We start from the raw sequence: 23934 nt of genomic DNA on the forward strand, positions 1-23934 counted from the left end.
CATCGTCAGATTGAGGAACAAAGGCGGGCAGGTCGTCATCATCATGCGGGCGCAACAGAGCCTGGACAGCCGGCACCATGACTTGCGGAACCAGCATCATTTCCAGACCGAGCGCGCGAGCGACATTCATGAGCGTCGTCGCACGCGCCGCTGCGGCTCCCTTTTCGATATCGCGATAGCGGGGACGGGATATGCCCGCCAAATCAGCGACCTGCTCCTGTGTCATGGTTGCGGCGAGCCTCGCATGTCTGAGAACCCTCCCGATTTCACGTAGAATTTCCGATTCAGAGGTCATAATTGAAATGATGCCTATACGATCCACAACCATGTGTAATGATCTGCAAAGATATCTCATTCAGTAAACATGTCAACCTTTTATGATCCGTTAACATATCATCTTTAGGATCTATGGTGCGCAAAGAGATCAATTCCTCACTCGGGACCTGCCTTTGGCTCTCGGTTGATATCGACCTCCGCGCGACCTCACTGGCGACGAGATCGATGCGGCGATCATCGAACGAACCAGTTCATCATCAGCATCGCGGCCTTCAGCACGAAGCTCTCGGCATCACGTGAAACTGCAGCGAAGCGAGTCAGGACCAGTTCGAAGCTCTGGCCGCCTCCCAACAACAACGAGGTCAAATATGATCAAGAAGCTTGATCGAATCGCGTTCTGACGACGTGTCAACAGTCAACGCCGGTCTTGACGAGACGCGAGAACAAAGCGAAAACATCCAGGATGGGTTTGGACAGGTGGCGATCGCCTATGCAAATTGCGAATGACTCGGCGGATCTGTTCCGTCACGTGAGCGCCGAGAAGGCTGCATTCTACCGCTGCATCATGGACGTCTTCGCGGCGGCCAAGCGGCAATACCGCCTGCAGTTGAGGCCCGACGAAGTGCTTGCCGAAGCCCGATGGTCGGCCGGGCCGCCGCGCATCGAGGAAGTGAATACGGCGCTTACCCAGCTTGCAGAATGGGGCAATCTCGAATCACATCCGGATACCGCACGGGTTTCCAGCCTCAGCGACTTTTACCGCGCACGCTTTCTCTACCGGCTCTCGCAGGGCGGCGAGGCGGTGGAATCTGCGTTGGCGGTCTTCGTGCAGACCTTGCAACGTCGCGCCGAACTGCAAACCGTGGCGCTCGAAGATATAGCGAGCCGGCTGCAGGCGCTTCAGGCATTGGCCGGCGCGGTCGAACCCGACGTGGCCAAGATCCACGAAACGCTGCGGGATCTGGTGCGTGTATTCGAAGGCTTGGCCGAGAACGCGCAGGCGTTCATGGCCGGCGTCGCTCGCAGCATCGAGCTGCAGCAAGCCGAGGCGGTGGCGGTTGCAAACTACAAAAAGCGGCTGATCGACTATCTGGAACGTTTCATGGGCGACTTGGTGCGCCGTTCCGACACCATCGCGCGCCTCATCCTGGCTTTGGAACCGGGCGTCGATGCCCTGCTTGGGCAGGTGGCCGAGCGCGAATCGCGCGACGCGGCTCCCGGCGGCGCGCAGGATCAGGCCGAGTCGCGGAACGGCTACCTGCGAGCCTGGCGAGAACGCTGGAAGGGTCTGCGCGGCTGGTTCCTCAGCACCGGCCACGAGCCGCCGCAAGCCGAACTGTTGAGGGCACGGGCGCGGTCCGCCATCCCGCAGCTCCTCGCTGCGATCGCTGCGCTCAACGAGCGGCGCAGCGGCCGCAGCGATCGCTCGGCGGACTTTCGCCTGCTCGCCGGCTGGTTCGCCGCTTGCTCCGACAATAGCGAGGCACACCGGCTTGCTCGAGCCGCCTTCGCGCTTAATCCGGCGCGGCATTTCTCGCTCAACGCCGACGCGGACGCCGAACTGCCGGCCAGCACCTCCTGGGCCGACGCCGCACCGCTCAGGATTCACCCGCGTCTGCGCGAATATGGCGAAGCCACCCCGCGCGGACCGCTGCCGCGCGTGCGCGACCGCGCCGAGGAGCGTGCACTCCTATCGCTCCAGCTCGCAGAGGAATCGCTCCAGGTGGAAGCGGCGCGCAAGCGCCTCGCCACCAGCCGCCCCGCGCGGCTTTCGGATCTAGGAGAGCTCAACATGCATGCCTTCGGCCTGTTCCTGGGCCTGCTCGGGGAGGCGCTGAGTGAACAGGCCGGGCCGGAGACGCCGGTGGAGCGGCGGACGGGCGACGGCTTGTTGCACATCCACCTGAAGCCGCTCGCCCCCGACAGCCGCGCCACGATCGAAACGCCGCGTGGCATCTTTGCCGGGCGCGACCATCTGATCACCATTACACCCTTGCAGGACGGTCGATGAAAGCGGCGAACGGCTCCAACGACAGTCACGGCATCGGCCTGCTGCAGCAGCGCTTCCAGCGCGAGGAGTTTCGCTCCTGCGTGCGCGCCCTTCTGATGACGCCGCTCATGGGTCCGGCGCACGAAGATTTCGCTGGCGTACGCCGCCAGGCCGAAGCATTGCGCGAATGGTTTTCGCGCGAGGCGGGCTGGATACTGCAGGTCGAGCGCGAGGGTGCGCGCCTCTACAAGCGGCCCGGAGATCTCGCCGATGCCATGCGCGGCCTTCCCGGCTACGATCGGCGCCGCTACGTGCTGCTTTGCCTCGCCTGCGCGGTGCTCGAACGCGCCGACCCGCAGATCACCTTGCGCCTGCTGGGAGAGAGGCTGCTGGAACTCGCCGCCGAGCCGGCGCTCGACTTCACCTTCACGCTTGAGGCACAACACGAGCGGCGCGAACTCGTGTCGGTGTGCCGCACCTTGCTGGGCCTCGGGGTGCTGCACCGCGTCGCCGGCGACGAAGAAACATTCGTGCGTGCCGGAGGCGATCAGGCAGATGCGCTCTACGACGTGCAGCGCCGCATGCTCGCCGGCATGCTGGCGGCGGTACGCGGCCCGTCCACCTGGACGCCGGAAGAAGCGCCGGTGACGCTCGAAGCGCGGTTGCGCGCCATGGTCGACGAACATGTCGCGGACAGCGAGGAAGGCCGGCGCACCGCACTGCGCCACCAGCTCGCACGCCGGCTTCTCGACGATCCGGTCGTCTATGTCGAGACATTGGACCCGGAAGCCCGCGCCTACTTCTTCAACCAGCGCGGAGCCATGGCCGCCCGCCTGTGCGATGCAGCCGGCCTGGTGGCGGAGCAGCGCGCCGAAGGTGTGGCGCTGGTCGACGAAGCCGGCCTGCTGACCGATGTGGCGATGCCGGCCGAAGGCACCGACGCCCATGTGACGCTGCTCGTCGCCGAGCATCTGGCCGCGGGCCAAAGGCAGCGGCGAAAGGATGGCGCCTACACGACGCAGGCTCCCGTCCTGCGAGAGCACGACATTGCCGACTTCCTGCATGAGGCTAAAGGCAAGTACGGACGCTACTGGCGCAAATCGGCACGCGAGCCCGGCGCCGAACGCGAGCTTGCGGCAATCGCTATCGATCGGTTGGAAAAGCTGCAACTGGTGGTACGAAAAGGCGGCGCCGTGCACCCGCTGCCGGCGCTCACCCGCTTTGCGCTGGGCGAGGCCGAAATTCGCGAAACCCGCGATGCACCAGCCCAGGCCACCGGCTCTCTGTTCGGACCGACATGAACGACCGCTTGAACCTGCTCATTTCGCCATTGGGAAAGCCCGCGTTGCCTACACCGACGCGGCAACGCTGGCAGCCTCTGCGGCTGGGTCTGGTCGAGCTCTATCACTATGACAGCGAGGAATTCTGGTTCCGCGACGGCCATCTGCTGCTGCGCGGCAATAACGGCACTGGCAAGTCCAAGGTGCTGTCGCTGACGCTGCCGTTCCTGCTCGACGCGCAGCTCAAACCCTCACGCATCGAGCCCGATGGCGACGCCGGCAAGAGGATGGCCTGGAACCTGCTGATGAACAGCCACGACCGGCGCAACGGCTATGCGTGGATCGAGTTCGGTCGCGTCGCCGAAGACGGCACACCGCATTACCTTTCGCTCGGCGTCGGCCTCTCGGCAACGGCCGCCCGCTCCCAGGTCGACAGTTGGTTCTTCCTGCTGGAAGACGCCGACGGCGCGCCGCGCATTAACCAGGATCTGTGGCTGACGAGCGAGCATCGGATCGTGCTCACCAAGGAGCGCCTGCGCGATGCACTTGAAGGCCGCGGCCAAGTGTTCGACACCGCCGCCAGCTATCGCCGCGCGGTCGACGAGCGCCTGTTCCATCTGGGCGCCAAGCGCTACGACGCGCTGATGGATACGCTGATCCAGCTTCGCCAGCCGCAGCTTTCCAGGAAACCAGACGAAGCCGCGCTGTCGAACGCGCTGACCGAGGCCCTGCCGCCGCTGGCGCCCGAACTGCTCGGCGACGTCGCCGAGGCGCTCGGGCAACTCGAGGAAGACCGCCGTCAGCTCGACGAATATCAGGCGCTGGCCAAGGCGGTCGGCCGCTTCGAGGAGCGTTATCACGTCTATGCCGGTACGCAGACCCGCAGGCAGGCGCGTCTGCTGCGCCAGGCCCAGACGGAGTTCGACAATGCCAGCCGGGCGCGCGGCGAAGCCCAAGCCCGGTTCGACGAAGCGCAAACGCGGGAGGCGCTCGCCCAGACGGCCCATGACGATTCGGAAATCACCCTGGCGCGCGGGCGGGCGCGGCTCGACGCCTTGCGCTCCGATCCGACGATGCAGGACGCCAATCGTCTCGAAAGCGCCGAGAAGGAGATGGCGGCACGCCGGCAGGCGATGCAGAAAGCCGCGGCGGCGGTCGAGCAGGCAGGCCGGCGGCTGGGACTCAGCGCCGAAGAAACCAGCCGCACCGGTCGGCGCGCCGAACAGGCGGAGCGCGCCCTGGCCGAGCTGCGCCGGCAAAGTGCCGTTCACGCCGACGCGGCAGGCATCGCCGGCCAGCACACCGCAAGCCCGCTTGCCACATTGGAGGCTTCCGCGCTGGTCGAGTTGACGCAGCATGCTTTCGACAGAGCCTGCGACGAGCTTCGCAGTCTTGTTGCCGGCCGGCGTGAGCAGATCGCCCTTCTGCGTCGCCGTCACGGCGAAGTCGCGCAAGCCGAGGCCACCTATATGCGGCGCCGCGAAACCCAGGACGAGCGACAGGTCGAAGCCGAAGAGGCTGCTGAACGTCGCACGCAGGCCGATGCGGAGGTCGAACGTCAGGGCCGGGACCTGATGGAAAGCTGGGATCGCTATTTCATCGGCCTGAAGCAACTGCGAGTCGATCCAGACGCCAAATTCGCGGCCCTGACGACCCTGGCGGAATGGGCCGCGACGCCGCAAGGTGACAATCCCGCCCGGCACCTGCTGCAATCGGCGCATGAAGCGACAAGCTTCGCGCTGACGCAACGTCGCGCGGCGCTCGACGGCCAACGGCAGACGCTGGAGGCGGAACGCGGGAGCCTCGACGACGAACGCCAACGCCTGGAAGCCGGCGACGACATGGCGCCGCCCCTGCCCTATACGCGCGACGCCTCCGTTCGGGGCGCGCGTCAGGGCGCGCCGTTCTGGCAAGTGTTGGATTTTCGCGACACGGTGGCTGCGCCGCAACGCGCCGGCCTCGAAGCCGGCCTCGAAGCCGCCGGCCTGCTCGACGCGTGGATCTCGCCGGACGGCCACCTTCAGTCCGGCGATGATGGCGCGCCGCTATACGACACGCAGGTGCTGGAACGGCGAAAGTCTTCTCCATCGCTTGCCGATTTTCTGGAAGTCACCGTGCCAGCCGGCAGTACGGTGCCGGCCGATGTCGTCGAGCGCGTGCTGTCCAGCATCGCCTGCGCGGATAGCGACCCTGTCGACACCGAGGCCTGGATCGCCGCCGACGGCCGATATCGTCTCGGCGCCCTGACCGGCGCCTGGGGCAAGCCGGCGGCGGTCTATATCGGACATGCTGCCCGCGACGCGGCCCGCACGCGGCGGCTGGCCGAGATTGCCGAGCGCCTGACGCAGCTTTCCGACGAATTGGCGGCGGTGCAGGCCACGGCTGGGCAGATCCCGCTGGACCGCGAGCAGACCGACGAAGAATGGCGCAGGGCGCCCGCCGACGAGATGCTGCGCAGCGCTCACTTGTCCGCCGCTGCCAGCGCCCGCGCCGCGCGTCGCGCCAGTGAAAGGCTTGCCGAAGCGGATATGCGGTGCCGTGAGGCCGAACAGGCACTCAAGGCCGTGCGCGAACAGCTCGCGGCGGATGCCGCTGACCTGCGCCTGCCCGGATCGCCCGAGGCGCTGCCCGCCGTCGAAACGGAGGTGGATCATTATCGCGACACGCAGGTCCGGCTCGAGCAAGCCGCCCACGAGCTGCGCCTGGCGCTGCCCGAATGGCAACGGCAATTTGCCCGGGAGAACGAAGCGCGGGACGATCTCCAGCAGCGCGAGCAGGAGTCCGCGGCGGCCCGCGTGGAAGCCGAGGAGGCCCTTGCCCGGCTCGAAGTGCTGCGTGACATGGTCGGCGCCAAGGTCGAGGAGTTGCAACGGCAGCTCGCCGAAGCACGTGTCGCGGTCGAAGTCGGAGAGGTTGCGCTGAAGCTGGCCGGTGACGCCCTGCGCAAGGCGGGCGAGACGCGGGCGGTGGCGAACCAGCAGGCCGAGACCGCGACCAGCGTCTTGCACGAGCGCGGCGAGGCGCGCGCCCAGGCGATCTCCAAATTGCAGCAGTTTGCCGGCACCGGCCTGCTGTCGGCAGCACTGCCGCGTGTCGAACTGCCGGACATGGGGGCCCAGTGGACGATCGATCCGGCGCTGACGCTGGCCAGGCGGACGGAACAGGAACTGTCGACCCTCAAGGACGACGACGAGGCATGGGCGCGCGTTCAATCGGAGCGAACGGCCGGACCGACTCGCCGGCCGACTCGCCGAAGAGATCGCCCAGCGCAGCGAATTGCTGACCGCTAGCGAACGGACCGTTCTTGAGAACCATTTGCAAGCCGAGATCGCCGCTGAAATCCAGCGTCTGCTGCAAGCCGCCGAACGGCAAGTCGATGCCATCAACAGAGAGCTCCATAAGCGCCCCACCTCGACCGGCGTGCGCTATCGCCTGCTGTGGCAGCCGCTAGCCGAGGAGGAAGGTGCGCCGGTGGGCCTCGACGTGGCGCGCAAGCGCCTGCTCAACACCAGCTCGGATCTCTGGTCGGCGGAGGACCGGCGAGTCGTCGGCGCCATGCTGCAGCACCGCATCTCGGCTGAGCGGGAACGTGCCGATTCCAGCAGCGGAAGGGACAGTGGCACCCTGCTCGACCAACTTGCCCGCGCGCTGGACTATCGCCACTGGCACCGTTTTCGCGTCGAACGCTGGCAGGAGGGGCATTGGCGCAAGCTTTCCGGACCCGCCTCGAGCGGCGAGCGGGCGCTCGGCCTGACGGTGCCGCTGTTCGCCGCGGTCGCCAGCTTCTACAGCCAAGGCAGCTATGCCCTGGCGCCGCGGCTGATGCTGCTCGACGAAGCCTTTGCCGGCATCGACGACACGGCGCGCGCGCACTGCATGGGGCTGATCCGCGAGTTCGATCTGGACTTCGTCATCACCAGCGAGCGCGAGTGGGCGTGCTATGCCGAACTGCCGGGCGTCGCCATCTGCCAATTGCAGCGGCGCGAAGGCATCGATGCCGTGTTCGTGTCGCGATGGACCTGGGATGGCCGGGAGAAGACATCCGAGGCCGATCCCGATCGCCGATTTGCGCCGGCATGAACGACCAGATCGACCCGCGACTGCAACGCCTGCTCGGCGGCGAGCATCTCGCCCCGCTGCGCAAGCGGCTGCGCCAGCGTTTCGAGCGCGCGCCGCTCGACGAGGCCGTAGAATACATTCGCGTCGGCGAGCTCAGCGCGGAGGAACATGCAGCACTGGCCTCGCTGCTCGGGCGCCCGCAGCGCCGTTCCAAGTCCTTGCGGATCGACGTTCGCCGCATCGACGCCGACCTGCAGCGTGCCGGGCTCGCCCCTTCCCTGCGCGATGCCCTGGAAAGGCTCGACGGTCCCATCCCTCACCTCGCCAGGGCGCGTCTCCGGCTGCAAACGCTATGGTCGGGCGTCGTCGACGGATGCGGCCACCCCGGTCTGGCCGACCTGCTCAGGGCGCCGGCGGGCATCGGCCTGCTCAAGCGGCTCGCGCGGCAGGAACCGGCAGTGGCGGCGCGGCTCTGCCACCATGCTGAAGAGGTGCTGCGGCATTTGCCGGCAAACGGCGTCACGCGTTCGCAACTCGCTGCCGAGGTGCTGGGCGATGCACACGCGCTCGACAATGGCCGCGGCACCGCAGCACTCGTGCTGGCAGTCTGGCGCCAGACTGCCGCGCCGGCTCCCGACGAGAATGGCGACATGCCAGAGGAGCCAGGGGAGGACGCCGATCTCGAACCGGCCGGCGGCGCGGAGCGGGCGCGCGAGATCTGGGCCAGGGCAGGCGTGCTGGTCAACGAGCTGGCACGCCCGGCCCTGTTCCTGAACCTGCCGACACGCGAAGCCGGAAGCGATCGCAGGCCCTTGGGCGAGCCGGCCTATGCCTCGCTGCGATCGCTGCTTCGTTCGCCGCCCCGTTGGGATGCGGCGGGCCGCACCGTTTTCGTATGCGAAAACCCTAACCTGCTCGCCATCGCCGCAGACCAGTGGGGCGCTGGCTGCGCCCCGTTGGTCTGCACCGACGGCATGCCCGCCGCCGCGCAACGATGCCTCCTATCCCAACTTGCGCAGGCGGGCGCGCGGCTCCGCTATCACGGCGATTTCGACTGGCCGGGATTGCGTATCGGCAACCACGTCATGCGCGAACATGGCGCGGAGCCGTGGCGCTTTGGCGCCATCGACTATCTTGCCGCCGTCCAGGCGGCGCCGAGCATGGCCCATCCACTCGGAGGGCAGTCGGTCGAAGCGTCATGGGATGCGGCGCTGACGCTCGCCATGGGTGAACACCGCGTGGCCATCGCCGAGGAAGCGGTGGCCACTTCGTTGTTGCAGGATCTCGATGATCGATAAAGCATGCTTCCTTCACGGAGGCCAAGCGTTGATCAATTGTAGCCTTGCGGGCTGCGAGGTCTGCCTTGTCCGATGGCCGACCACGACGCCGCCTGTCGGGGTCGCGGCCCTGCGGCCACACCTCGCGGGCCTTATCGGGATGCCCGGTCGCAGACCAAAGCAGCGGTTCAAAAGGTGGTGGGCGTTTATGGCGGCCTCGACATTCTCGTCAACAACGCGTTCGACCCTTCCGTCCCTTATTCGTCTGTCCTCGATCTATCCGTGGATCAGCTTCAGCGTAATTTGGACGTCGGCCCGATCGCCTATCTGCGCTTCATGCAAGCGGCATATCCGCATCTTCAGGCAAGTCAGGAAGGCCGCATCATCAACTTCGGCTCGATGGCAGGCGTGATCGGCCTTGTCGGCATGGCGCCCTACAACATGGCGAAGGAAGCCGTGCGCGCTCACCAGAACGGCTGCTCGCGAATGGGCGGGCGACAAGATCACCGTCAACAATGTTCTTCCCGTTGCGGAAACCTGGGGGCCGGAGGCAAACGTCCCCCCGCCGACTAATCCGCTCGGCCGGTATGGCTCGCCGGAGGAGGATATCGCGCCGGTGGTGCTCTTCCTCGCGAGCAAGGATGCGCATTTCCTGACCGGATACACCCTCACGCCCGACGGCGGCTCGATCATCGACAGCGCGCGCTAACCCCGGGAGAACCGGCAAGTCGAAACCAGCGAAATCAGTGGTGCGCGGGTAGACGTTGGGTGGCCTTGCTGGCGCGCTTGCGTAGCTCGCCGATATCCCGTTTCGGCGGCGCGCCGAAGAGGCGGTTATATTCGCGGCTGAATTGCGAAGGGCTTTCGTAGCCTACCTGAAAGGCGGCGGCGGCCGCGTCGAAATCCTCGTTCAGCATCATCCGCCTCGCCTCGTTCAGCCGCATCCACTTCTGATACTGCAGCGGGCTCATCCCGGTGAGCTGGCGGAAGTGGTGATGAAGCGTGGATGTGCTCATCTGCACATGGGCCACGAGTTCATCGATGCTTAGCGGCCGAGCGTAGTTCACCTTGATCCAGTCGATGGCTCTGGCGATGCGTTGGCTGTGGCTTCCGGCCGCTGCGATCTGCAGCAGGCGGGGCCCAACGTCGCTCTTAAGAAGCCGGAAATGGATCTCGCGCTCAATGAGAGGGGCGAGGATCGAAATCTCATCCGGTCGGTCAAGCAGCGCCAGCAGGCGCGCGAAGGGCTCCAGCAATTCAGGCGTGACGGTGCCTAGTGCGGCGCTTCCCTCGTCATTGCGATCACGAGGCGCCAGCAGACGCACGTGTCCGGCCAATTCGGTAATCACGCGAAGGTCGAGGCGGAGAGCCAATCCCAGGCAAGGCTTCTCGGGGCTGGCCTCTAGCACCTGCGAGCTGCCCGGAAGGTCGAGCGAGGCAATCAGAAATCGCTCGGTGTCATAGGCATAGGCTTGATCACCGATCAGCAGCTGTTTGGCGCCCTGAGCGACGAAAACGATGCTGGGCTCGATCAGGCAGGGATTGGGTTCCGTGAGCTTCTCTCGCCGGAAGAACGTGAGATAGGGGATCGCCGTAGAGCTATCCTGCTCCCCGGTTCCACCCTCCGTTCTGCGGTCGATAACGGCCGCCAACTGTTCGAGCACGTGGCCGTTCGATACCGGCGAGGTGGCGGGTTGGTGCTGATTGCGCGTCGGATGCTTCGTGGATGTCATAGCATCCTTCTATCCCAAGCCCCGCGCCGCTGTCTGCGAAAAATTATGCAGCCGGATTATTAGGCAAGAAAACAGCCGGATCGTTCTACCTGGTGCTTGATGAAGCATGAGATGATGCAATCCGTCAAAAATGCATGGGGCCCTTATGCGGCCTCGAACAACGGAGGTTCGCAATGATCAAAGACAAGGTCGTGGTGATCACTGGCGCTTCATCGGGAATCGGCGAAGCGACCGCCAAATTGCTGGCGCGCAGGGGCGCCAAGGTCGTGCTCGGTGCGCGTCGCGACGACAGGCTCAAGCAGATCGTCGCCGAGATCGGGGCGCAAGGAGGTCAGGCAGCCTTCCGTGAGTTGGACGTAACGAGCCAGTCGGACAACGATGCCATCATCAATCTCGCCAAAGAGCGCTTCGGCGGGGTGGATGTCATCTTCCTCAATGCCGGCATCATGCCAAATTCGCAGCTTTCCGCGCTCAAGACCGACGACTGGCACCAAATGGTCGATGTGAACATCAAGGGTGTCCTGAACGGCGTCGCGGCGGTGCTGCCGACATTCACCGCGAAGAAGTCCGGACAGGTGATCACCACCTCGTCGGTCGCGGGTCTTAAGGCTTATCCGGGCGGTGCGGTCTATGGCGGCACCAAGTGGTTCGTGCGCGACTTCATGGAAGTGCTGCGCATGGAGTCGGCGCAGGAAGGGACGAACATCCGGACCGCGACCATCTATCCGGCCGCCGTCAACACTGAGCTGTTGAATGCGATCAGTGACAAGGCGACCGCCGAGACGATGCAGAAGGTCTACGACCAGTACGGTATCTCGCCCGAGCGGATCGCCGAAATCGTCGCGTTCGCGATCGACGCACCGGACGATACGACAATCAACGAGTTCACTGTCGGGCCGGCCAATCAGCCCTGGTGAGACGACAACTTGTCGGACCCGGCCGAGGAGGATGCACAGCACGCCTCGGCACACCAACCTAATAGCCCACCATGCGCTGCGGGTAGCGCCGTGGGCTGCCCGCCTGAATGGCGGAAACGATCAAGAGGATAGATCCCATGACCAAGCAAATGGATGCCGGAACCACAGTTCCGAGCCTCGCAGTTGATGCCGACCGGCGGCGCCTGCTCAAGATCACCGCGGCAGGTGTAGCTGCCGTCGGCTTCACCTCCCTTCTCAACATCCCAACAGCAAAGGCGCAAGACATGTCGAACGGTGCTGACAATTTCTTCAAGAGCGATAAGGCGACGCTGGAGAAGGTCACCTTCAAGAGCGCGTACAAGACCAACGTGGTGGGCAATCTTCACGTCGCCAAAGCCCTGAACCGCAACGCCAAGCATCCGGCGATCATCGTCAGCCACCCGATGGGCGCGGTCAAAGAACAGAGCGCCAATCTCTATGCCGCCAAGATGGCGGAACAGGGCTTCGTCACGATCGCAATCGATCTGCCCTTCTGGGGCGAAAGCCAGGGAGAGCCCCACCAGTCGGTCTCCACGGACTTCTACTCGGAGGCCTACAGCGCCGCCGCCGACTATCTCGGCAAGCTCCCGTATGTGGACCGCGAACGGATCGGCGTGATCGGCATCTGCGGCAGCGGCGCGTTCGCACTGAGCGCCGCCAAGATTGACCCCCGCCTGAAGGCGGTCGCCACGGTTAGCATGTACGACCACGGCACGCTGTATCGGAAGGGTCTGGGCGGCAAGCAGACTCGAGAAGAACTTCAGGCATTCCTTGCGACAGCTGCACGGGAGCGCGTTGCCGAGGCGGATGGCGCGGAAATCGCCTATACGGCGGGCGCGCCAATCGCACTCACCGGCAATGCGATCGGGGACGAGTTCTACGATTTCTACCGCACGCCGCGCGGCGAAGTCACGCCGGCCTATGCGTCGCCCAAGACCAGCACCATGCCGACGGTCGTGACCAACGTGAAGTTCGTCAACTTTTACCCGCTAGAGGACCTCGACACGGTCTCGCCCCGGCCCCTGCTGTTCATCGCCGGCGACCAGGCTCATTCCCGGGAATTCAGCGAACTGGCGTTCTCCAAGGCCGCCGAGCCGAAGGAGTTGCACTGGGTCAAGGGCGCGGGTCACGTCGATCTGTATGATCGCGTAAACCTCATTCCGTTCGACAAGCTGAAGTCGTTCTTCGATCAGCATCTCGCCGCTTAGTAGAAGCAAACTCTTGCGTGGCCGCAACCGAGACGGCGTTTGGCGTTTGCCACCCAAGAGCTTCGCCGCGACTGTATCGCGCCGATGCTCCGACCAGCTTATCGAAGGTGTCTGAGGGGCGGATCGCCTCATCCTTCGATCGCACGGATACCCTCGGACGGGCAAAAATCATTCCCACTCGATCGTCCCCGGCGGCTTTGAGGTGACGTCGTACACGACGCGGTTGATGCCGCGGACTTCGTTGATGATGCGGGTGGCGGCGGCGCCGAGGAAGGCCATGTCGTAGTGGTAGAAATCCGCCGTCATGCCGTCGACCGAGGTGACGGCGCGCAGGGCGCAGACGAATTCGTAGGTGCGTCCGTCGCCCATCACGCCGACCGTCTGCACCGGCAGCAACACGGCGAAGGCCTGCCAGATGGCGTCGTAGAGGCCGGCCTTGCGGATCTCGTCGAGATAGATGGCGTCGGCTTCGCGCAGGATCTCCAGCTTTTCGCGGGTGATGCCGCCCGGGCAGCGGATGGCGAGACCGGGGCCGGGAAAAGGATGGCGGCCAATGAAGCTTTCGGGCAGGCCGAGTTCCTTGCCGAGCGCCCTCACCTCGTCCTTGAACAGTTCGCGCAGGGGCTCGACCAGTTGCATGTTCATGCGCGCCGGCAGGCCGCCGACATTGTGATGCGACTTGATCGTCACCGACGGGCCGCCGGTGAAGGAGACGCTTTCGATGACGTCGGGATAGAGCGTGCCTTGCGCCAGGAAATCGGCGCCACCGAGTTTCTCGGCCTCCTCCTCGAACACCTCGATGAACAGCCGGCCGATGGTCTTGCGCTTTTTCTCGGGATCCGACTCGCCCTCCAGGGCGCCGATGAAACGGTCCGATGCGTTGACCAGAATGAGCGGCAAATTGTAGTGCTCGCGGAACATCGCCACCACGCCGGCGGCCTCGTCCTTGCGCATCAGGCCGTGGTCGACAAGGATGCAGGTCAGCTGGTCGCCGACCGCCTCGTGGATCAACAGCGCCGCAACGGAGGAGTCGACGCCGCCCGACAGCGCGCAGATGACCTTGCCCTTGCCGACCTGCTTGCGAATGGCCTCGATCGCGTGCTCGCGGTAGGCGCGCATGGTCCAGTCGCCCTCGATGCCGGCGATGTTGTGGACGAAGTTCCTGAGCAGCCGGGCACCGTCCGGCGTATGCACCACCTCGGGGTGGAACATGATGCCGTACATCTTGCGCTCGATGTTGCCGAAGATGGCGAAGGGCGAGCCTTCCGACTTGCCGAACACTTCGAACCCCTTGGGCAAGGAGATGACACGGTCGCCATGGCTCATCCACACCTGGTGGCGCTGGCCAGGGGCCCACAGGCCCTCAAACAGCGGGCTGTCCTTTTCGATCTCGACGAAGGCGCGGCCGAATTCGCGATGGTCGGAGCTTTCGGCGACGCCGCCCATCTGCACGCACATGGCCATCTGGCCGTAGCAGATGCCGAGCACGGGCACGCCGGCATCGAAGACGATCTGCGGCGCGCGCGGACTGCCGATATCGCCGGTCGAAGCCGGGCCGCCGGAGAGGATCACGGCCTTTGGATTGATGCGCTTGAATGCCGCTTCGGCCGACTGGAACGGCACGATCTCGGAAAACACGCCGGCCTCGCGGATGCGGCGGGCGATGAGCTGGGTAAACTGGCTGCCGAAATCGACAATCAGGACGGTGTCGGGATGATTGGCTGTTTTCATGGCGAGCGTTTAGAGAAAGAAACGAGTCGGCGCAATGGGTTGAGAGGCCTAGCTGTCACTTCGATTCCACGACTTCACCTTCAGCGCCAGCGTCTTCATCCGTTGCAGCAGCTTCTCCGGCCGCGAGCGCCCGCAGAGCGCCCATCAGCGCCGTGAACCGCTCCTCGCCAATGCGACTGACATAGCGGCGCTCGATCTCCATCTTGATACGATCGCCGTCTCGCAAGGCATCCAGTCCCTTGCGGGTGTAGCGCACCAGCTTACCGCGGCCATCTTGCGGATCAGGCAGACGCTCGACGATGCCTTCCGCCTCAAGGCCGTCGAGCAGTTGCTGGATCGCCTGCTTGGAGATTGCCGAGCGTTCGATCAATGCCGATTGCCGCATGCCTACCCTGGCGATGTGTCCAAGCAATCCGGCGCGCGCTTCGGTGAACCAGCCGTGACCGGCGGCCCGCATCGCAGCGGCAAATTCGGCCTGCCAGGCACGGCTTGCCTGCCATAGCCGCCAGCCAATGTGATCGGGGAGCGTTTCGGTTTTTTTGTCAAGATGCTTGACCAAATTCAATTCACCCTGTAGATAGTCAAGTAGCTTGACTATACGCTAACCTTACGTGGCGACCATGGCCGAAGCAATCGCCGAATTCACTCAAGGAGAACAATATGACGGCGCTGCAAAAGGAAAGTCTTGCGATCCTCATTCCGGGCATGACCCATGTGCTGGAGCGAAACGGCAAGGAGGCCTACGTCTATTTTGAGAACGAAGGCGCCGCGCACATGCTTCTCGATGATGGCGAGGCGCGCAGCGGGCGCTGGAGGATGCTCGATGACGGCTATGTCACGGACTGGGACACGGGTGTGACAGGGCGCTGGACCCTGCACCATGAACGGGGATCCATCACCTACGTCAACCGCGACAATGCCGTTCGCTTCAGGATGATCGGGGTGCTGTTCGGCAACGCTAAGAACCTGCCGCGTCAGCAGCCCTGAAATCGATTGCGCCCGACTCGATCGCCAGTTCGAGGCGCGTGACGGCGTCTGCCAGCTTCTCGTCGATGATGTGCAAATATTCGGTCCAGTCGCCGACGTGCCTGAGATCAGCCGCGCCGTCGGAAATGCCGCGCAGTCCTACCAGCGGGACATCGAACAACTGGCAGGCGCGCAGGCAAGCGAAGGTTTCCATGTCGACCATGTCGGCGGCGATCGCGTCATAGGCCGCACCTGTGACGATCGCGCCGCCGGTCGACAGCGTCGCTTCCTTGATTCCAGCAATTCGCAGGGGCAGCGGCACCGTCACCGGCAGATCGAGAAACGGCGTCGCTCCTTTCTCGAAACCGAGCGGCGAGGCGTCGATATCGCGATAGCTGACCGAGACCGCCTGGTAGATTTCTGTCTGCTCCAGCGTCCGGCTGCCGGCTGAGCCGAGCGACACGACGAGATCCGGCAGCGCCTTCCGCGACTTCAGCCAGGAGAGTTCGGCGCTTAGCCTGACGCCGGCCTCGACCGGGCCTACCCCCGTCATCAGTGGCGTGAACAGTTGTTTGAGGTGCGGGCCGTATTCGGCCTGCGCCGCCATGACGAAGAGGACGTCCTTGCCGCCTAGTCGCGCAACGTCGCCCATCGGATCAGCCTTCTATGCCGTCGCGCCCGACCACCGTCATCATCGTTCCGGTCATGGTGGCGATCAGCTTGGCCTCGCCGTCGGCGGCGAAGGCATAGGCCTGGCCGTCGGCCACGATGATGGTGCGGCCGGGTTTGGTCACCGAGCCGCGGAACAGGAAGCGCTCGCCTCGGCCCGGCGCCAGCAGATTGACCTTGAACTCGATCGTCAGCACGCCTGAGTTTTCGGGCATCAGCGAAAACGCCGCATAGCCGCAGGCCGAGTCTAGCGCGATCGAAATGACGCCGGCGTGGAGAAAGCCGTGTTGCTGGGTGAGCGCGGCCGAATAGGGCATCTCGATCTCGATGATGCCGGGCGTCACCAGCGTCAGTTCGGCGCCGATCGTGGCCATCGCTTTCTGACGCGCGAAGGATGTCCTGACGCGGTCGTCATAGTCCGGGGCGGGTACGATCTTTGCTGCCATGGCCGCTGCCTTCCTTTATGCGGATAAGCTTATTGCAGAGGCACCGGCGACAGGCAAATGCTTTTGCTGCACTGCAACAATCGGCCTCGTCAGGCGGCAGGGGTTTCGCATCCGCCAGGGATTGGCGGTATCTGATGAGATTCAGGCCGACCTGCGCAACGCGCAAAAGTAAAACCCGTCGGTGCCGCTCAGCGCCGGCGACAGCGAGATGTCTCCTTTTGCACCTATGCGAGCGGCTGCCGCATGGCCGGGAAAACGGCCGTCCCAGAGCGCGCGATGATCGACCGGGACAAATCCGCTGTTGCGTTCGCGGAAGGCCGCGACCTGCTCCCCATTCTCCTCATCGAAGACCGAGCAAGTGATGTAGACCAGCAGGCCGCCTGGCTTGACGTAGGTTTTGGCCGCATCGAGGATCGTCGACTGCTCACCCTTGCGGGCATCGAGCTGTCTTTGCGTCAGCCGCCACTTGGCATCGGGACGGCGCCGCCAGGTGCCGCTGCCGGTGCAGGGCGCATCCACCAGCACGATGTCCATGTGGTTGCCGAGCGGGGCGAGTTCGGCCGGTTTTGTGACGATCTGCACATTGCGGTTTTCCGAACGACGGATGCGGTCGAAGATCGGCGCCAGCCGCGCCTTTTCGGCATCGTGGGCGAAGACCTGGCCTGTATTGTCCATCGAAGCCGACAGCGCCAGCGTCTTGCCGCCGGCGCCGGCGCAGAAATCCAGCACCTGCATGCCGGCTTCGGCCCCGGCAAGGGAGGCCACCACCTGCGAGCCTTCGTCCTGGACCTCGAACCAGCCTTTCTGGAAGGCCGGCTCAGCCTGCACGTTCGGGTGCCTGCCGTCGCCGTCGATCGGCGGGATGCGAATACCCTGCGGGGCGATTGCCGCGGGTTTCGCGTCGGTACCCGACAGTTCGGCCAGCACCTTGACGCGATCGGCCTGCAAGGTGTTGACCCTGAGGTCGAGTGGCGGGCGTGTCGCAAGCGCCGCTCCCTCGTCGACCCAAGTCGGGCCAAAGGCTCGCTCGAAAAGCGGCGCGCACCAATCCGGTATGTCGGCTCGAATCGCGCCCGGCGCATCGGCAAGCCGGCGTTCGGCAATTGCCCGAAGCTCGGCGGCGTTGAGCAGCGGCGGTGCGAACTTGTCGCCTTCTAGCGCGTCGTTGAGCGATTGCGCGGTCTGGCCCCATTCGAGAAGCAGGGCGCCGAAGCCGATGGCGCGCGGCGTGTCCTCGCCCAAAAGCCAGCCGGCGGACCGCTTGTGGCGCAAGGCATCATAGACGATGTTGCCGATCGCCGCGCGGTCACCGCCGCCGGCGAAGCGATGCGACAGGCCCCAGTCCTTCAGCGCGTCCGCCACCGGCCGGTGGCGCCGGCCGATGTCTTCCAGCACTTCGATGGCCGCAGCCAGCCGTCCGCCCAGTCGCATTCGTCATTCCATCAAATCGAGCACATGATCTCAGCCTGCTCTTAGAGCCTTTCGCGCCTGGATTGAACCCCCGCTTCCGCCTGGCAACGACGCGGCAACCCAAGCCGAGACCAGCGAGCCAACCAGTAAATACTTCAAGCCGGCGGCAGCAGATCGATCAATAGATGAAAGGTCTCTAATATTCGTGACCGGCGACCGCAATCATGGCATGTGGCGCACCGCTCTTCTTCCCAAGTTTTTCCGTTGAGAATACTCTTGGCGCCATGATTCGCGGCGCAGAAAAGGCGGACCGGCGGATCGCTACGAGGAGAGGGCAATGAAAACTTATCTGGCGGAAGTTCTAGGCACATTTCTATTGGTGTTCATCGGTACGGCGTCGGTGGTTACTGGTGGTTTCGGCGGCGCTCTGCCGCTTGGGCAGGAAGGTATCGGCCTGGCGTTCGGCATCGGCCTCATTGCGGCGGCCTATGCGATCGGCCCGATTTCGGGTGCGCATCTCAATCCGGCGGTGACGCTCGGCGTCTTCCTTGCCGGCCGGCTGCCGGCCAAGGACGTCATCCCCTACTGGATCGCGCAGGTCATCGGCGCCATCCTCGCTTCGCTGGCGTTGTGGATCATCGTCTCCGGCCAGGCCGGCGGACATACTGGCGGCTTCGGCGCCAATGGCTGGGACGTGGCCAAATGGGGTGTCAGCTCGGCGTTCCTGTGGGAAGTGATCGGCACCTTCACCTTCGTCACCGTAATCCTGGGCGTTACGGCTGAAAAGCACTCGACGGCGTTCGCCGGGCTGGTCATCGGCCTGACGCTGGCAGGGTTGCATTTCGCCATCATCCCGGTGACCGGCACGTCGCTCAACCCGGCCCGTTCGATCGGCCCGGCGCTGTTTTCCGGCACTGCCGCGATCGGCCAGCTCTGGCTGTTCATCGTTGCACCGTTGATCGGCGGCGCCATCGCCGGCGTCGTCGCCAAGGCGCGTGTCTTCGAGAAGGACTGAGCTTCGGAAGGTTGAATACAAAAACCTGAATACAAAAGGCGCGGGCATCGTCCACGCCTTTTTGTTAGCGACAGCCGCGTCGAATTCTCACCAACAGCTCGGCCTCAAAGGCATGATCAATTTCGGCATTTTGGCCAAGATCAGGTACTTTTTGAGAAACAGATTTTCAGCACGGTCCGAAATTTCTGCATGGTCTTTTCGGTCGTCTGCGCATCAGCAGCCGCAAAGCCCATGACAAGGCCGTTCTGTTTCGTGCCGTGACGGTACTGAATCGACAAGGCCGACACATTGATCCCGTGCTGGAGCGCCGCCTCGGCAATCGACGTGTCGTTACATCCCTCGCGGAAAATGCCGACAACCTGGATCCCGGACTCGGTGGCGTGGAAATCCAGCCATTCTCCGAGATGTCTCTGTGAGCTTTCCAGGAAGAACTGCCGCCTGTCCGCATAGAGACGCCGCATGCGCCTGAGATGGCGGGTGAAGTGGCCCTCGTTCATGAAGTCGGCCAGAGCGGCCTGGGTAAGCAATGGGGCAAACTGGCCGGTCACGCTCATCGCCGCTACGATCGTAGGGTCGATGACCTTGGGCGCCACCAGAAAGCCCAGGCGCATGGCTGGAAACAGTATCTTCGCGAAGGTGCCGACATAGACCACGCGATTTGACGCGCCGATGCCCTGCAGCGCGGGAATCGGCTGTCCTTGAAAACGGTACTCGCCGTCATAGTCGTCCTCGATGATCCATGAGCGCCAGGCCTCGGCCATGTGCAGGAGGTTGAGCCGCTGTTCCATCGGCATGGTTATTCCGAGAGGGTGATGACAGGAGGGCGTCACAAAAATCATGCGCGGAATGACAGGCGGTGGATCAAGGTCCCAGCCTGCATTGCTCACCCGCAGCGGGGCCAGCTTCGCTCCCGCCGAGACGAAGGCCGAACCCGCGCCGTAGTATCCTGGCTCCTCCATCCATACCGTGTCGCCTTCGTCGATCAGCAGCCGAGCAAGAAGATCGAACGCCGACTGGGCACCATTGGTCACGACGATCTGCTCGGGGCTGCACTTCACGCCGCGCGAGGCCGTGAGATAGCGAGCTATGGCTTCGCAAAGCGGAGGATAGCCTTTCACGTGATAGGTTCCGAAAAGGTCGATATGCGCAAATTTTGCACGGCGACTGAGCAGCTTGGACCAGGTGTTGAAAGGAAAGTTGTCCGGATCGGGCATGCCGGGGTGAAATGCCAGCATGCCGGGCCGGCCATGATGGTAGGGTTGGGCGAGCATGGTCTGCCCACGCAAGGATATCGGGTTCTCGTCCGCTGACGAGACGTGTTCCTGCACCGCCGACCTGGTCGGCAGATCCATCACCACGGAGGGCCTGCGCGGCCGTATGGCCAGGTAGCCTTCCAGGGCCAGTTGGTCGCAAGCGGCAATCACGGTGTTGCGGCCGACGTGCAGGTCCCGCGCCATGACCCGTGTCGAGGGCAGCGCGTGACCGCTCGGCAACACGCGGTGCTCGATCAGGTCGCGCAACTGGACATAGAGCTGCCGATGCAAATTGGCGGGACTGTCGCGGTCCAGTGCAATGCCGTCGATCGGAAAACTGGTCTTCATCGTGGTTCCACAAAATCAGAACGATCTGGTTCTAACAATGGAACCAAAGCAGCCTTAGGCTCAAGAAGAATGCGATCAGGTTCAGATGGGGCTGACCGATGCAAAGCATTAAGGTGGGTGTGATCGGTGCGGGCGGTGTCGCGCAGGTCGAGCACATTCCCAATCTGCTCAGATTGCACCGGCAGTTCGAGATCCTCGGCGTCTATGATCCTTCGCGCAAAGTCCGCGACTTTATCGGCGACGAGTTCGGCCTCGAGACATTCGCCGATCTAGACCAGCTTCTCGCCATGCCGCTCGACGCCGTGATCATCGCCTCGCCGGATGCGTTGCACTGGGAACAGGCTCTCGCCGCCCTCGCCAGAGGGCTGCATGTCTTCTGCGAAAAGCCGCTTTGCTATAGTCCCGGTGATATCGACGACTTGATCTCTGCCAGGGATCGCGCCGGGCTGGTGCTTCAGGTCGGCTACATGAAGCGTTTCGATCCGAGCTACGAGGCGGCATTGAAAATGCTACCGGGCACTGCGCAAACGCTTCGCTACATTTCGGTCGAGGTCAGCGATCCCGACGCGTGGCCGTTCGTGCGGCACCATTCCACATGCCGGGGTGACGACGTCGCGGCGGGGTTGGCTGCCTTGACCGAAGCCAGGCAGCGCGAGCAGGTGGACCGCGCGGTGCCTGGATTGGACGATCCCGACGCCTTTCGTGGCTTTGTCGGTGCCTACTGTTCGGCGCTCGTGCACGACGTGAACGCCGTGCATGGGCTGCTCGATGCGCTCGGCGTCGCGGATGGCGAGATTGTCGGCGCCTCGCTTTTCGCGAGGGGCGAAGGCGGCCACGGCGCCGTGCGGCTGCTCGGCGGCCAGGCACTGTGGAGCATGGCGCATCTGGCCGTTCCGGGGCTCGCCGACTACCGCGAGCGCATCACGCTTTACTTCGATGACGCCGCGCTCGAGCTGGAATTCCCCTCGCCCTATCTCAATCACCAGCCGACGCAGCTGAGCCTGCGGGCAAGCGACGGCCACACCCTTTCCAGCCGGGAGATTCGAAGCGGCTACGAAGAGGCTTTCGTCGAAGAACTGAAAGGTTTCTGGTCGGCGATCGTCGAACGAACGCCGGTGCGCAACACGGCCGAACACGCGCGTCGCGACATGGTGCTGCTGGCCGGCCTCGCGCGGCATCATCTTGCGCAGCTCAAGCAATCAGGAGTTCGCCCGTGAAGGTTCGTATCGGCATCAATCCGATCACCTGGACCAACGATGACGTGCCGGAACTGGGTGGCGACACTCCGCTCGAGGTCTGTCTTCGCGAAACCAGGCAGGCCGGCTATTCCGGCACCGAGCTTGGCGGAAAGTTTCCGCGCCAATCGGCTGAATTGAGGCCTATCATGGCGCGGCATGGCCTTGCCGTGATTTCCGGTTGGTATGATGGCCGCTGCGACGAGAAGGAAGTCGGTGCGGAAATGGATGCGATCACGCCGCATCTACAGCTTCTGAAGGATATGGGCTCGACCCACGTCGTCTATGCCGATACGTCGCGGGGGCGCCATAATGCCATTTGGGGGCCCATCTCGCAGCGCCCGGCTCTCGGCCCGGTGGAATGGCCGGCCTATGGCAGAAAATTGACAGCGCTGGCCGAGAGGATGGCGGATTTCGGCGTGCGCATGGCCTTCCATCATCATATGGGGACCATCGTCGAAACCGATGCCGAAGTGGGCTTGCTGATGCGGCACACTGGCGAAGCGGTCGGCCTCCTCTACGACACCGGCCATTCGATATTTTCAGGCGGCGACCCGCTGGCTTTGGTCAAGGCGCACGTCAAACGCGTCGTGCATGTGCATTGCAAGGACGCGCGCAAGCCCGTCCTTGATCGTGCCCGCGCCGAGGACATGAGTTTCATGGGCGCGGTCATGGAAGGGATCTTCACGGTCCCCGGCGATGGGTTCATCGATTATCCGGCCATTTTGCGGGTGCTTGCGGACAGCGGCTACAGCGGCTGGCTGGTCGTCGAGGCCGAGCAGGATCCAAACAAGGCCAACCCGCTGATCTATGCGACAATGGGATTCCAAAATCTGTCGCGCATGGCCAGCGAGGCCGGATTTACAGTCTTGAAATGATCGAGGCCGCGATGCGGCCTCCAGGGAACCAGTGCTGATGAATGAGACTGGACTGAAGGGGCAACTGGACTGCCGACCGTAATTGCGGCGGCGGAAAACAAACAGGAGGTTATTATGTTTTCGCTTGCGAAATTAATAAAGCCTGCACTCGGCCTGCTGGTCGGCATTACAATGATGACGGCGGCCACGGGCCTTGCGGCCGCCGACGAAACGCGCGTGGTGTTTGTGACGCATGGCCAGAGCGGCGACCCCTATTGGTCGGTCGTGAAGAACGGCATGGACGACGCAGCCAAGACGCTTGGGGTCAAGGCTGAATATCTGGCGCCCGAAACATTCGACATGGCCAAGATGGGGCAGATGATCGACGCCATCGCAGCCTCGAAGCCCGACGGCATGGTTGTTTCGATCCCCGACGCGGCCGCTCTCTCGGCGCCGGTCAAGAATGCCATAGCCGCCGGCATCCCGGTGATCGTCATCGATTCCGGCGGCTCCAAACTGACGCATGACCTTGGCGGCCTGCTGTTCATGGGCCAGGACGAATTCCAGGCGGGCGTCATGGCCGGCGAGCGCATCAAGGCGCTCGGTATCAACAAAGCGGTCTGCGCCAACCATGAAGTAGGCAATTCGAGCCTCGATGACCGCTGTGCCGGTTTTGCCAAAGGTCTCGGTGTCGATGTTCCGGTGATGAACGGCGTCATCGACCCGACCGAAATGAAGAACCGCGTGACCGCCTACATGACCGCTCATGGGGACACGCAGTTCGTTCTTGCAGTCGGCGCCAGCGGTGCCGAGCCGACGCTGGCCGCACTCGATGAAATGGGCCTCGCGGGCAAGGTGAAAACCGGCACATTCGACCTTTCTCCCACGATCCTGCAGGCCGTAGTTGCCGGCAAGATGGAGTGGGGTATCGATGCCCAGCAATATGCCATGGGCTATATCCCGGTCGCCATGTTCGATCTTTGGAAGAAGTACAAGATCGCGCCGATCGCCGACTATCCGACGGGTCCCGGCTTCGTCACCAAGGATACCGCCGCCTCGGTCATAGAACTGGCAAAACTGGGCAAGCGTTGACGGCTCGGGGGGCGGGGGCGGCGCCCCGCGCGGGGGAGGCGGCGGGGGGGGCCGGCGAAGCGCCCCCGCCGGGCCCCCGGCGGGGGGCGCGCGGGGCCCCCCCCCGCCCCGGCGGGGGGGGCCGCGCGGCGGG

At 64.1% G+C, this 23934-nt stretch carries 20 protein-coding genes and 1 pseudogene; 13 read left to right on the forward strand and 8 right to left on the reverse strand.

All coding sequences use genetic code 11. The features are described from left to right. Positions 1 to 328 (reverse strand): helix-turn-helix domain-containing protein (locus tag NKH57_RS29200; RefSeq protein ID WP_502907350.1); only part of this gene is annotated, 328 nt, incomplete at its 3' end. A 438-nt stretch (positions 329 to 766) separates the two neighbouring features. On the opposite strand from NKH57_RS29200, the gene NKH57_RS29205 reads away from it, so the two are divergent. The 6 genes and pseudogenes from NKH57_RS29205 to NKH57_RS29230 all read left to right on the forward strand — a co-directional run. Continuing rightward, complete coding sequence (locus tag NKH57_RS29205) at positions 767 to 2287, forward strand: TIGR02677 family protein (protein ID WP_352726298.1); 1521 nt, start codon at positions 767 to 769, stop codon at positions 2285 to 2287. Beyond that, entirely contained in the window at positions 2284 to 3567 is a 1284-nt protein-coding gene (locus NKH57_RS29210) for a TIGR02678 family protein (protein ID WP_352726300.1), read from the forward strand. Before NKH57_RS29205 ends, NKH57_RS29210 begins: the two co-directional genes overlap by 4 nt. Next, positions 3564 to 6836: a TIGR02680 family protein gene (locus tag NKH57_RS29215; RefSeq protein WP_352949558.1), complete on the forward strand. Its 3273-nt coding sequence runs from the start codon at positions 3564 to 3566 to the stop codon at positions 6834 to 6836. The genes NKH57_RS29210 and NKH57_RS29215 overlap by 4 nt, the downstream gene beginning before the upstream one ends. Positions 6837 to 6861: 25 nt before the next feature. Then, the gene (locus tag NKH57_RS29220) at positions 6862 to 7626 is read left to right on the forward strand and encodes an SbcC/MukB-like Walker B domain-containing protein (protein ID WP_352949560.1); all 765 of its coding nucleotides are present in this window, start codon (positions 6862 to 6864) and stop codon (positions 7624 to 7626) included. After that, positions 7623 to 8903, forward strand: coding sequence for a TIGR02679 family protein (locus NKH57_RS29225; protein WP_352949562.1), 1281 nt, complete (start codon positions 7623 to 7625; stop codon positions 8901 to 8903). Before NKH57_RS29220 ends, NKH57_RS29225 begins: the two co-directional genes overlap by 4 nt. A gap of 150 nt (positions 8904 to 9053) precedes the next feature. Next, positions 9054 to 9591, forward strand: a pseudogene (locus NKH57_RS29230) (SDR family NAD(P)-dependent oxidoreductase); the annotation flags it as partial. 34 nt (positions 9592 to 9625) lie between these two features. Here the strand turns inward: NKH57_RS29230 and NKH57_RS29235 are convergent. Beyond that, the gene (locus NKH57_RS29235; protein WP_352949564.1) at positions 9626 to 10615 is read right to left on the reverse strand and encodes an AraC family transcriptional regulator; all 990 of its coding nucleotides are present in this window, start codon (positions 10613 to 10615) and stop codon (positions 9626 to 9628) included. Positions 10616 to 10788: 173 nt separating this feature from the next. Between NKH57_RS29235 and NKH57_RS29240 the strand changes: the two genes are divergently transcribed. Together NKH57_RS29240 and NKH57_RS29245 are read left to right on the forward strand one after the other, a co-directional pair. Next, entirely contained in the window at positions 10789 to 11532 is a 744-nt protein-coding gene (locus NKH57_RS29240) for an SDR family oxidoreductase (RefSeq protein WP_352949566.1), read from the forward strand. A 137-nt stretch (positions 11533 to 11669) separates the two neighbouring features. Further along, positions 11670 to 12779, forward strand: a complete 1110-nt coding sequence (locus NKH57_RS29245) for an alpha/beta hydrolase (RefSeq protein WP_352949568.1) — start codon at positions 11670 to 11672, stop codon at positions 12777 to 12779. A gap of 168 nt (positions 12780 to 12947) precedes the next feature. On the opposite strand, the gene guaA is transcribed toward NKH57_RS29245, so the two are convergent. Continuing rightward, complete coding sequence (gene guaA, locus NKH57_RS29250; RefSeq protein WP_352949570.1) at positions 12948 to 14510, reverse strand: glutamine-hydrolyzing GMP synthase; 1563 nt, start codon at positions 14508 to 14510, stop codon at positions 12948 to 12950. A 55-nt stretch (positions 14511 to 14565) separates the two neighbouring features. Continuing rightward, positions 14566 to 15069, reverse strand: a complete 504-nt coding sequence (locus tag NKH57_RS29255) for a MarR family winged helix-turn-helix transcriptional regulator (RefSeq protein WP_352949572.1) — start codon at positions 15067 to 15069, stop codon at positions 14566 to 14568. A gap of 101 nt (positions 15070 to 15170) precedes the next feature. Here NKH57_RS29255 and NKH57_RS29260 point away from each other — a divergent pair, with 101 nt between their 5' ends. Further along, a complete protein-coding gene (locus tag NKH57_RS29260; protein ID WP_352949574.1) occupies positions 15171 to 15497 on the forward strand; it encodes a hypothetical protein in 327 nt (108 codons plus the stop codon). On the opposite strand, the gene NKH57_RS29265 is transcribed toward NKH57_RS29260, so the two are convergent. The 3 genes from NKH57_RS29265 to NKH57_RS29275 all read right to left on the reverse strand — a co-directional run bounded on the left by NKH57_RS29265 (position 15469) and on the right by NKH57_RS29275 (position 18022). Then, on the reverse strand, positions 15469 to 16128 hold the full coding sequence (locus NKH57_RS29265) for a 5'-methylthioadenosine/S-adenosylhomocysteine nucleosidase (RefSeq protein ID WP_352949576.1): 660 nt from the start codon (positions 16126 to 16128) through the stop codon (positions 15469 to 15471). The genes NKH57_RS29260 and NKH57_RS29265 overlap by 29 nt on opposite strands. A gap of 4 nt (positions 16129 to 16132) precedes the next feature. Further along, on the reverse strand, positions 16133 to 16591 hold the full coding sequence (locus tag NKH57_RS29270; RefSeq protein WP_023756802.1) for a PaaI family thioesterase: 459 nt from the start codon (positions 16589 to 16591) through the stop codon (positions 16133 to 16135). Positions 16592 to 16732: 141 nt separating this feature from the next. Beyond that, a complete protein-coding gene (locus tag NKH57_RS29275; RefSeq protein ID WP_352949578.1) occupies positions 16733 to 18022 on the reverse strand; it encodes an RsmB/NOP family class I SAM-dependent RNA methyltransferase in 1290 nt (429 codons plus the stop codon). A 316-nt stretch (positions 18023 to 18338) separates the two neighbouring features. On the opposite strand from NKH57_RS29275, the gene NKH57_RS29280 reads away from it, so the two are divergent. Next, positions 18339 to 19016 (forward strand): MIP family channel protein, encoded by a 678-nt coding sequence (locus NKH57_RS29280; protein WP_352949580.1) that lies wholly within the window; start codon positions 18339 to 18341, stop codon positions 19014 to 19016. A gap of 140 nt (positions 19017 to 19156) precedes the next feature. Here NKH57_RS29280 and mocR read toward each other — a convergent pair whose 3' ends face one another. Continuing rightward, positions 19157 to 20617, reverse strand: a complete 1461-nt coding sequence (mocR, locus tag NKH57_RS29285) for a rhizopine catabolism transcriptional regulator MocR (protein WP_352949582.1) — start codon at positions 20615 to 20617, stop codon at positions 19157 to 19159. 98 nt (positions 20618 to 20715) lie between these two features. Here mocR and NKH57_RS29290 point away from each other — a divergent pair, with 98 nt between their 5' ends. The 3 genes from NKH57_RS29290 (at position 20716) to NKH57_RS29300 (ending at position 23801) form a co-directional block, all read left to right on the forward strand. Continuing rightward, positions 20716 to 21834, forward strand: coding sequence for a Gfo/Idh/MocA family protein (locus tag NKH57_RS29290; protein WP_352949584.1), 1119 nt, complete (start codon positions 20716 to 20718; stop codon positions 21832 to 21834). Then, positions 21831 to 22730, forward strand: a complete 900-nt coding sequence (iolE, locus tag NKH57_RS29295) for a myo-inosose-2 dehydratase (protein ID WP_352949586.1) — start codon at positions 21831 to 21833, stop codon at positions 22728 to 22730. Before NKH57_RS29290 ends, iolE begins: the two co-directional genes overlap by 4 nt. 114 nt (positions 22731 to 22844) lie before the next feature. Next, complete coding sequence (locus tag NKH57_RS29300) at positions 22845 to 23801, forward strand: rhizopine catabolism ABC transporter substrate-binding protein (RefSeq protein WP_352949588.1); 957 nt, start codon at positions 22845 to 22847, stop codon at positions 23799 to 23801. Positions 23802 to 23934: the final 133 nt, after the last annotated feature.

Origin of the sequence: Mesorhizobium sp. M1050, from assembly GCF_040318715.1 — a bacterium.
Classification (GTDB): domain Bacteria; phylum Pseudomonadota; class Alphaproteobacteria; order Rhizobiales; family Rhizobiaceae; genus Mesorhizobium.

What these genes read in the sequence shown, in the direction of transcription:
- NKH57_RS29205 (WP_352726298.1), top strand. Translation starts at nt 767, where the DNA reads ATGCAAATTGCGAATGACTCGGCGGATCTGTTCCGTCACGTGAGCGCC.
- NKH57_RS29210 (WP_352726300.1), top strand. Translation starts at nt 2,284, where the DNA reads ATGAAAGCGGCGAACGGCTCCAACGACAGTCACGGCATCGGCCTGCTG.
- NKH57_RS29215 (WP_352949558.1), top strand. Translation starts at nt 3,564, where the DNA reads ATGAACGACCGCTTGAACCTGCTCATTTCGCCATTGGGAAAGCCCGCG.
- NKH57_RS29225 (WP_352949562.1), top strand. Translation starts at nt 7,623, where the DNA reads ATGAACGACCAGATCGACCCGCGACTGCAACGCCTGCTCGGCGGCGAG.
- NKH57_RS29235 (WP_352949564.1), bottom strand. Translation starts at nt 10,615, where the DNA reads ATGACATCCACGAAGCATCCGACGCGCAATCAGCACCAACCCGCCACC.
- NKH57_RS29240 (WP_352949566.1), top strand. Translation starts at nt 10,789, where the DNA reads ATGATCAAAGACAAGGTCGTGGTGATCACTGGCGCTTCATCGGGAATC.
- NKH57_RS29245 (WP_352949568.1), top strand. Translation starts at nt 11,670, where the DNA reads ATGACCAAGCAAATGGATGCCGGAACCACAGTTCCGAGCCTCGCAGTT.
- guaA (WP_352949570.1), bottom strand. Translation starts at nt 14,510, where the DNA reads ATGAAAACAGCCAATCATCCCGACACCGTCCTGATTGTCGATTTCGGC.
- NKH57_RS29260 (WP_352949574.1), top strand. Translation starts at nt 15,171, where the DNA reads ATGACGGCGCTGCAAAAGGAAAGTCTTGCGATCCTCATTCCGGGCATG.
- NKH57_RS29265 (WP_352949576.1), bottom strand. Translation starts at nt 16,128, where the DNA reads ATGGGCGACGTTGCGCGACTAGGCGGCAAGGACGTCCTCTTCGTCATG.
- NKH57_RS29270 (WP_023756802.1), bottom strand. Translation starts at nt 16,591, where the DNA reads ATGGCAGCAAAGATCGTACCCGCCCCGGACTATGACGACCGCGTCAGG.
- NKH57_RS29275 (WP_352949578.1), bottom strand. Translation starts at nt 18,022, where the DNA reads ATGCGACTGGGCGGACGGCTGGCTGCGGCCATCGAAGTGCTGGAAGAC.
- NKH57_RS29280 (WP_352949580.1), top strand. Translation starts at nt 18,339, where the DNA reads ATGAAAACTTATCTGGCGGAAGTTCTAGGCACATTTCTATTGGTGTTC.
- mocR (WP_352949582.1), bottom strand. Translation starts at nt 20,617, where the DNA reads ATGAAGACCAGTTTTCCGATCGACGGCATTGCACTGGACCGCGACAGT.
- NKH57_RS29290 (WP_352949584.1), top strand. Translation starts at nt 20,716, where the DNA reads ATGCAAAGCATTAAGGTGGGTGTGATCGGTGCGGGCGGTGTCGCGCAG.
- NKH57_RS29300 (WP_352949588.1), top strand. Translation starts at nt 22,845, where the DNA reads ATGTTTTCGCTTGCGAAATTAATAAAGCCTGCACTCGGCCTGCTGGTC.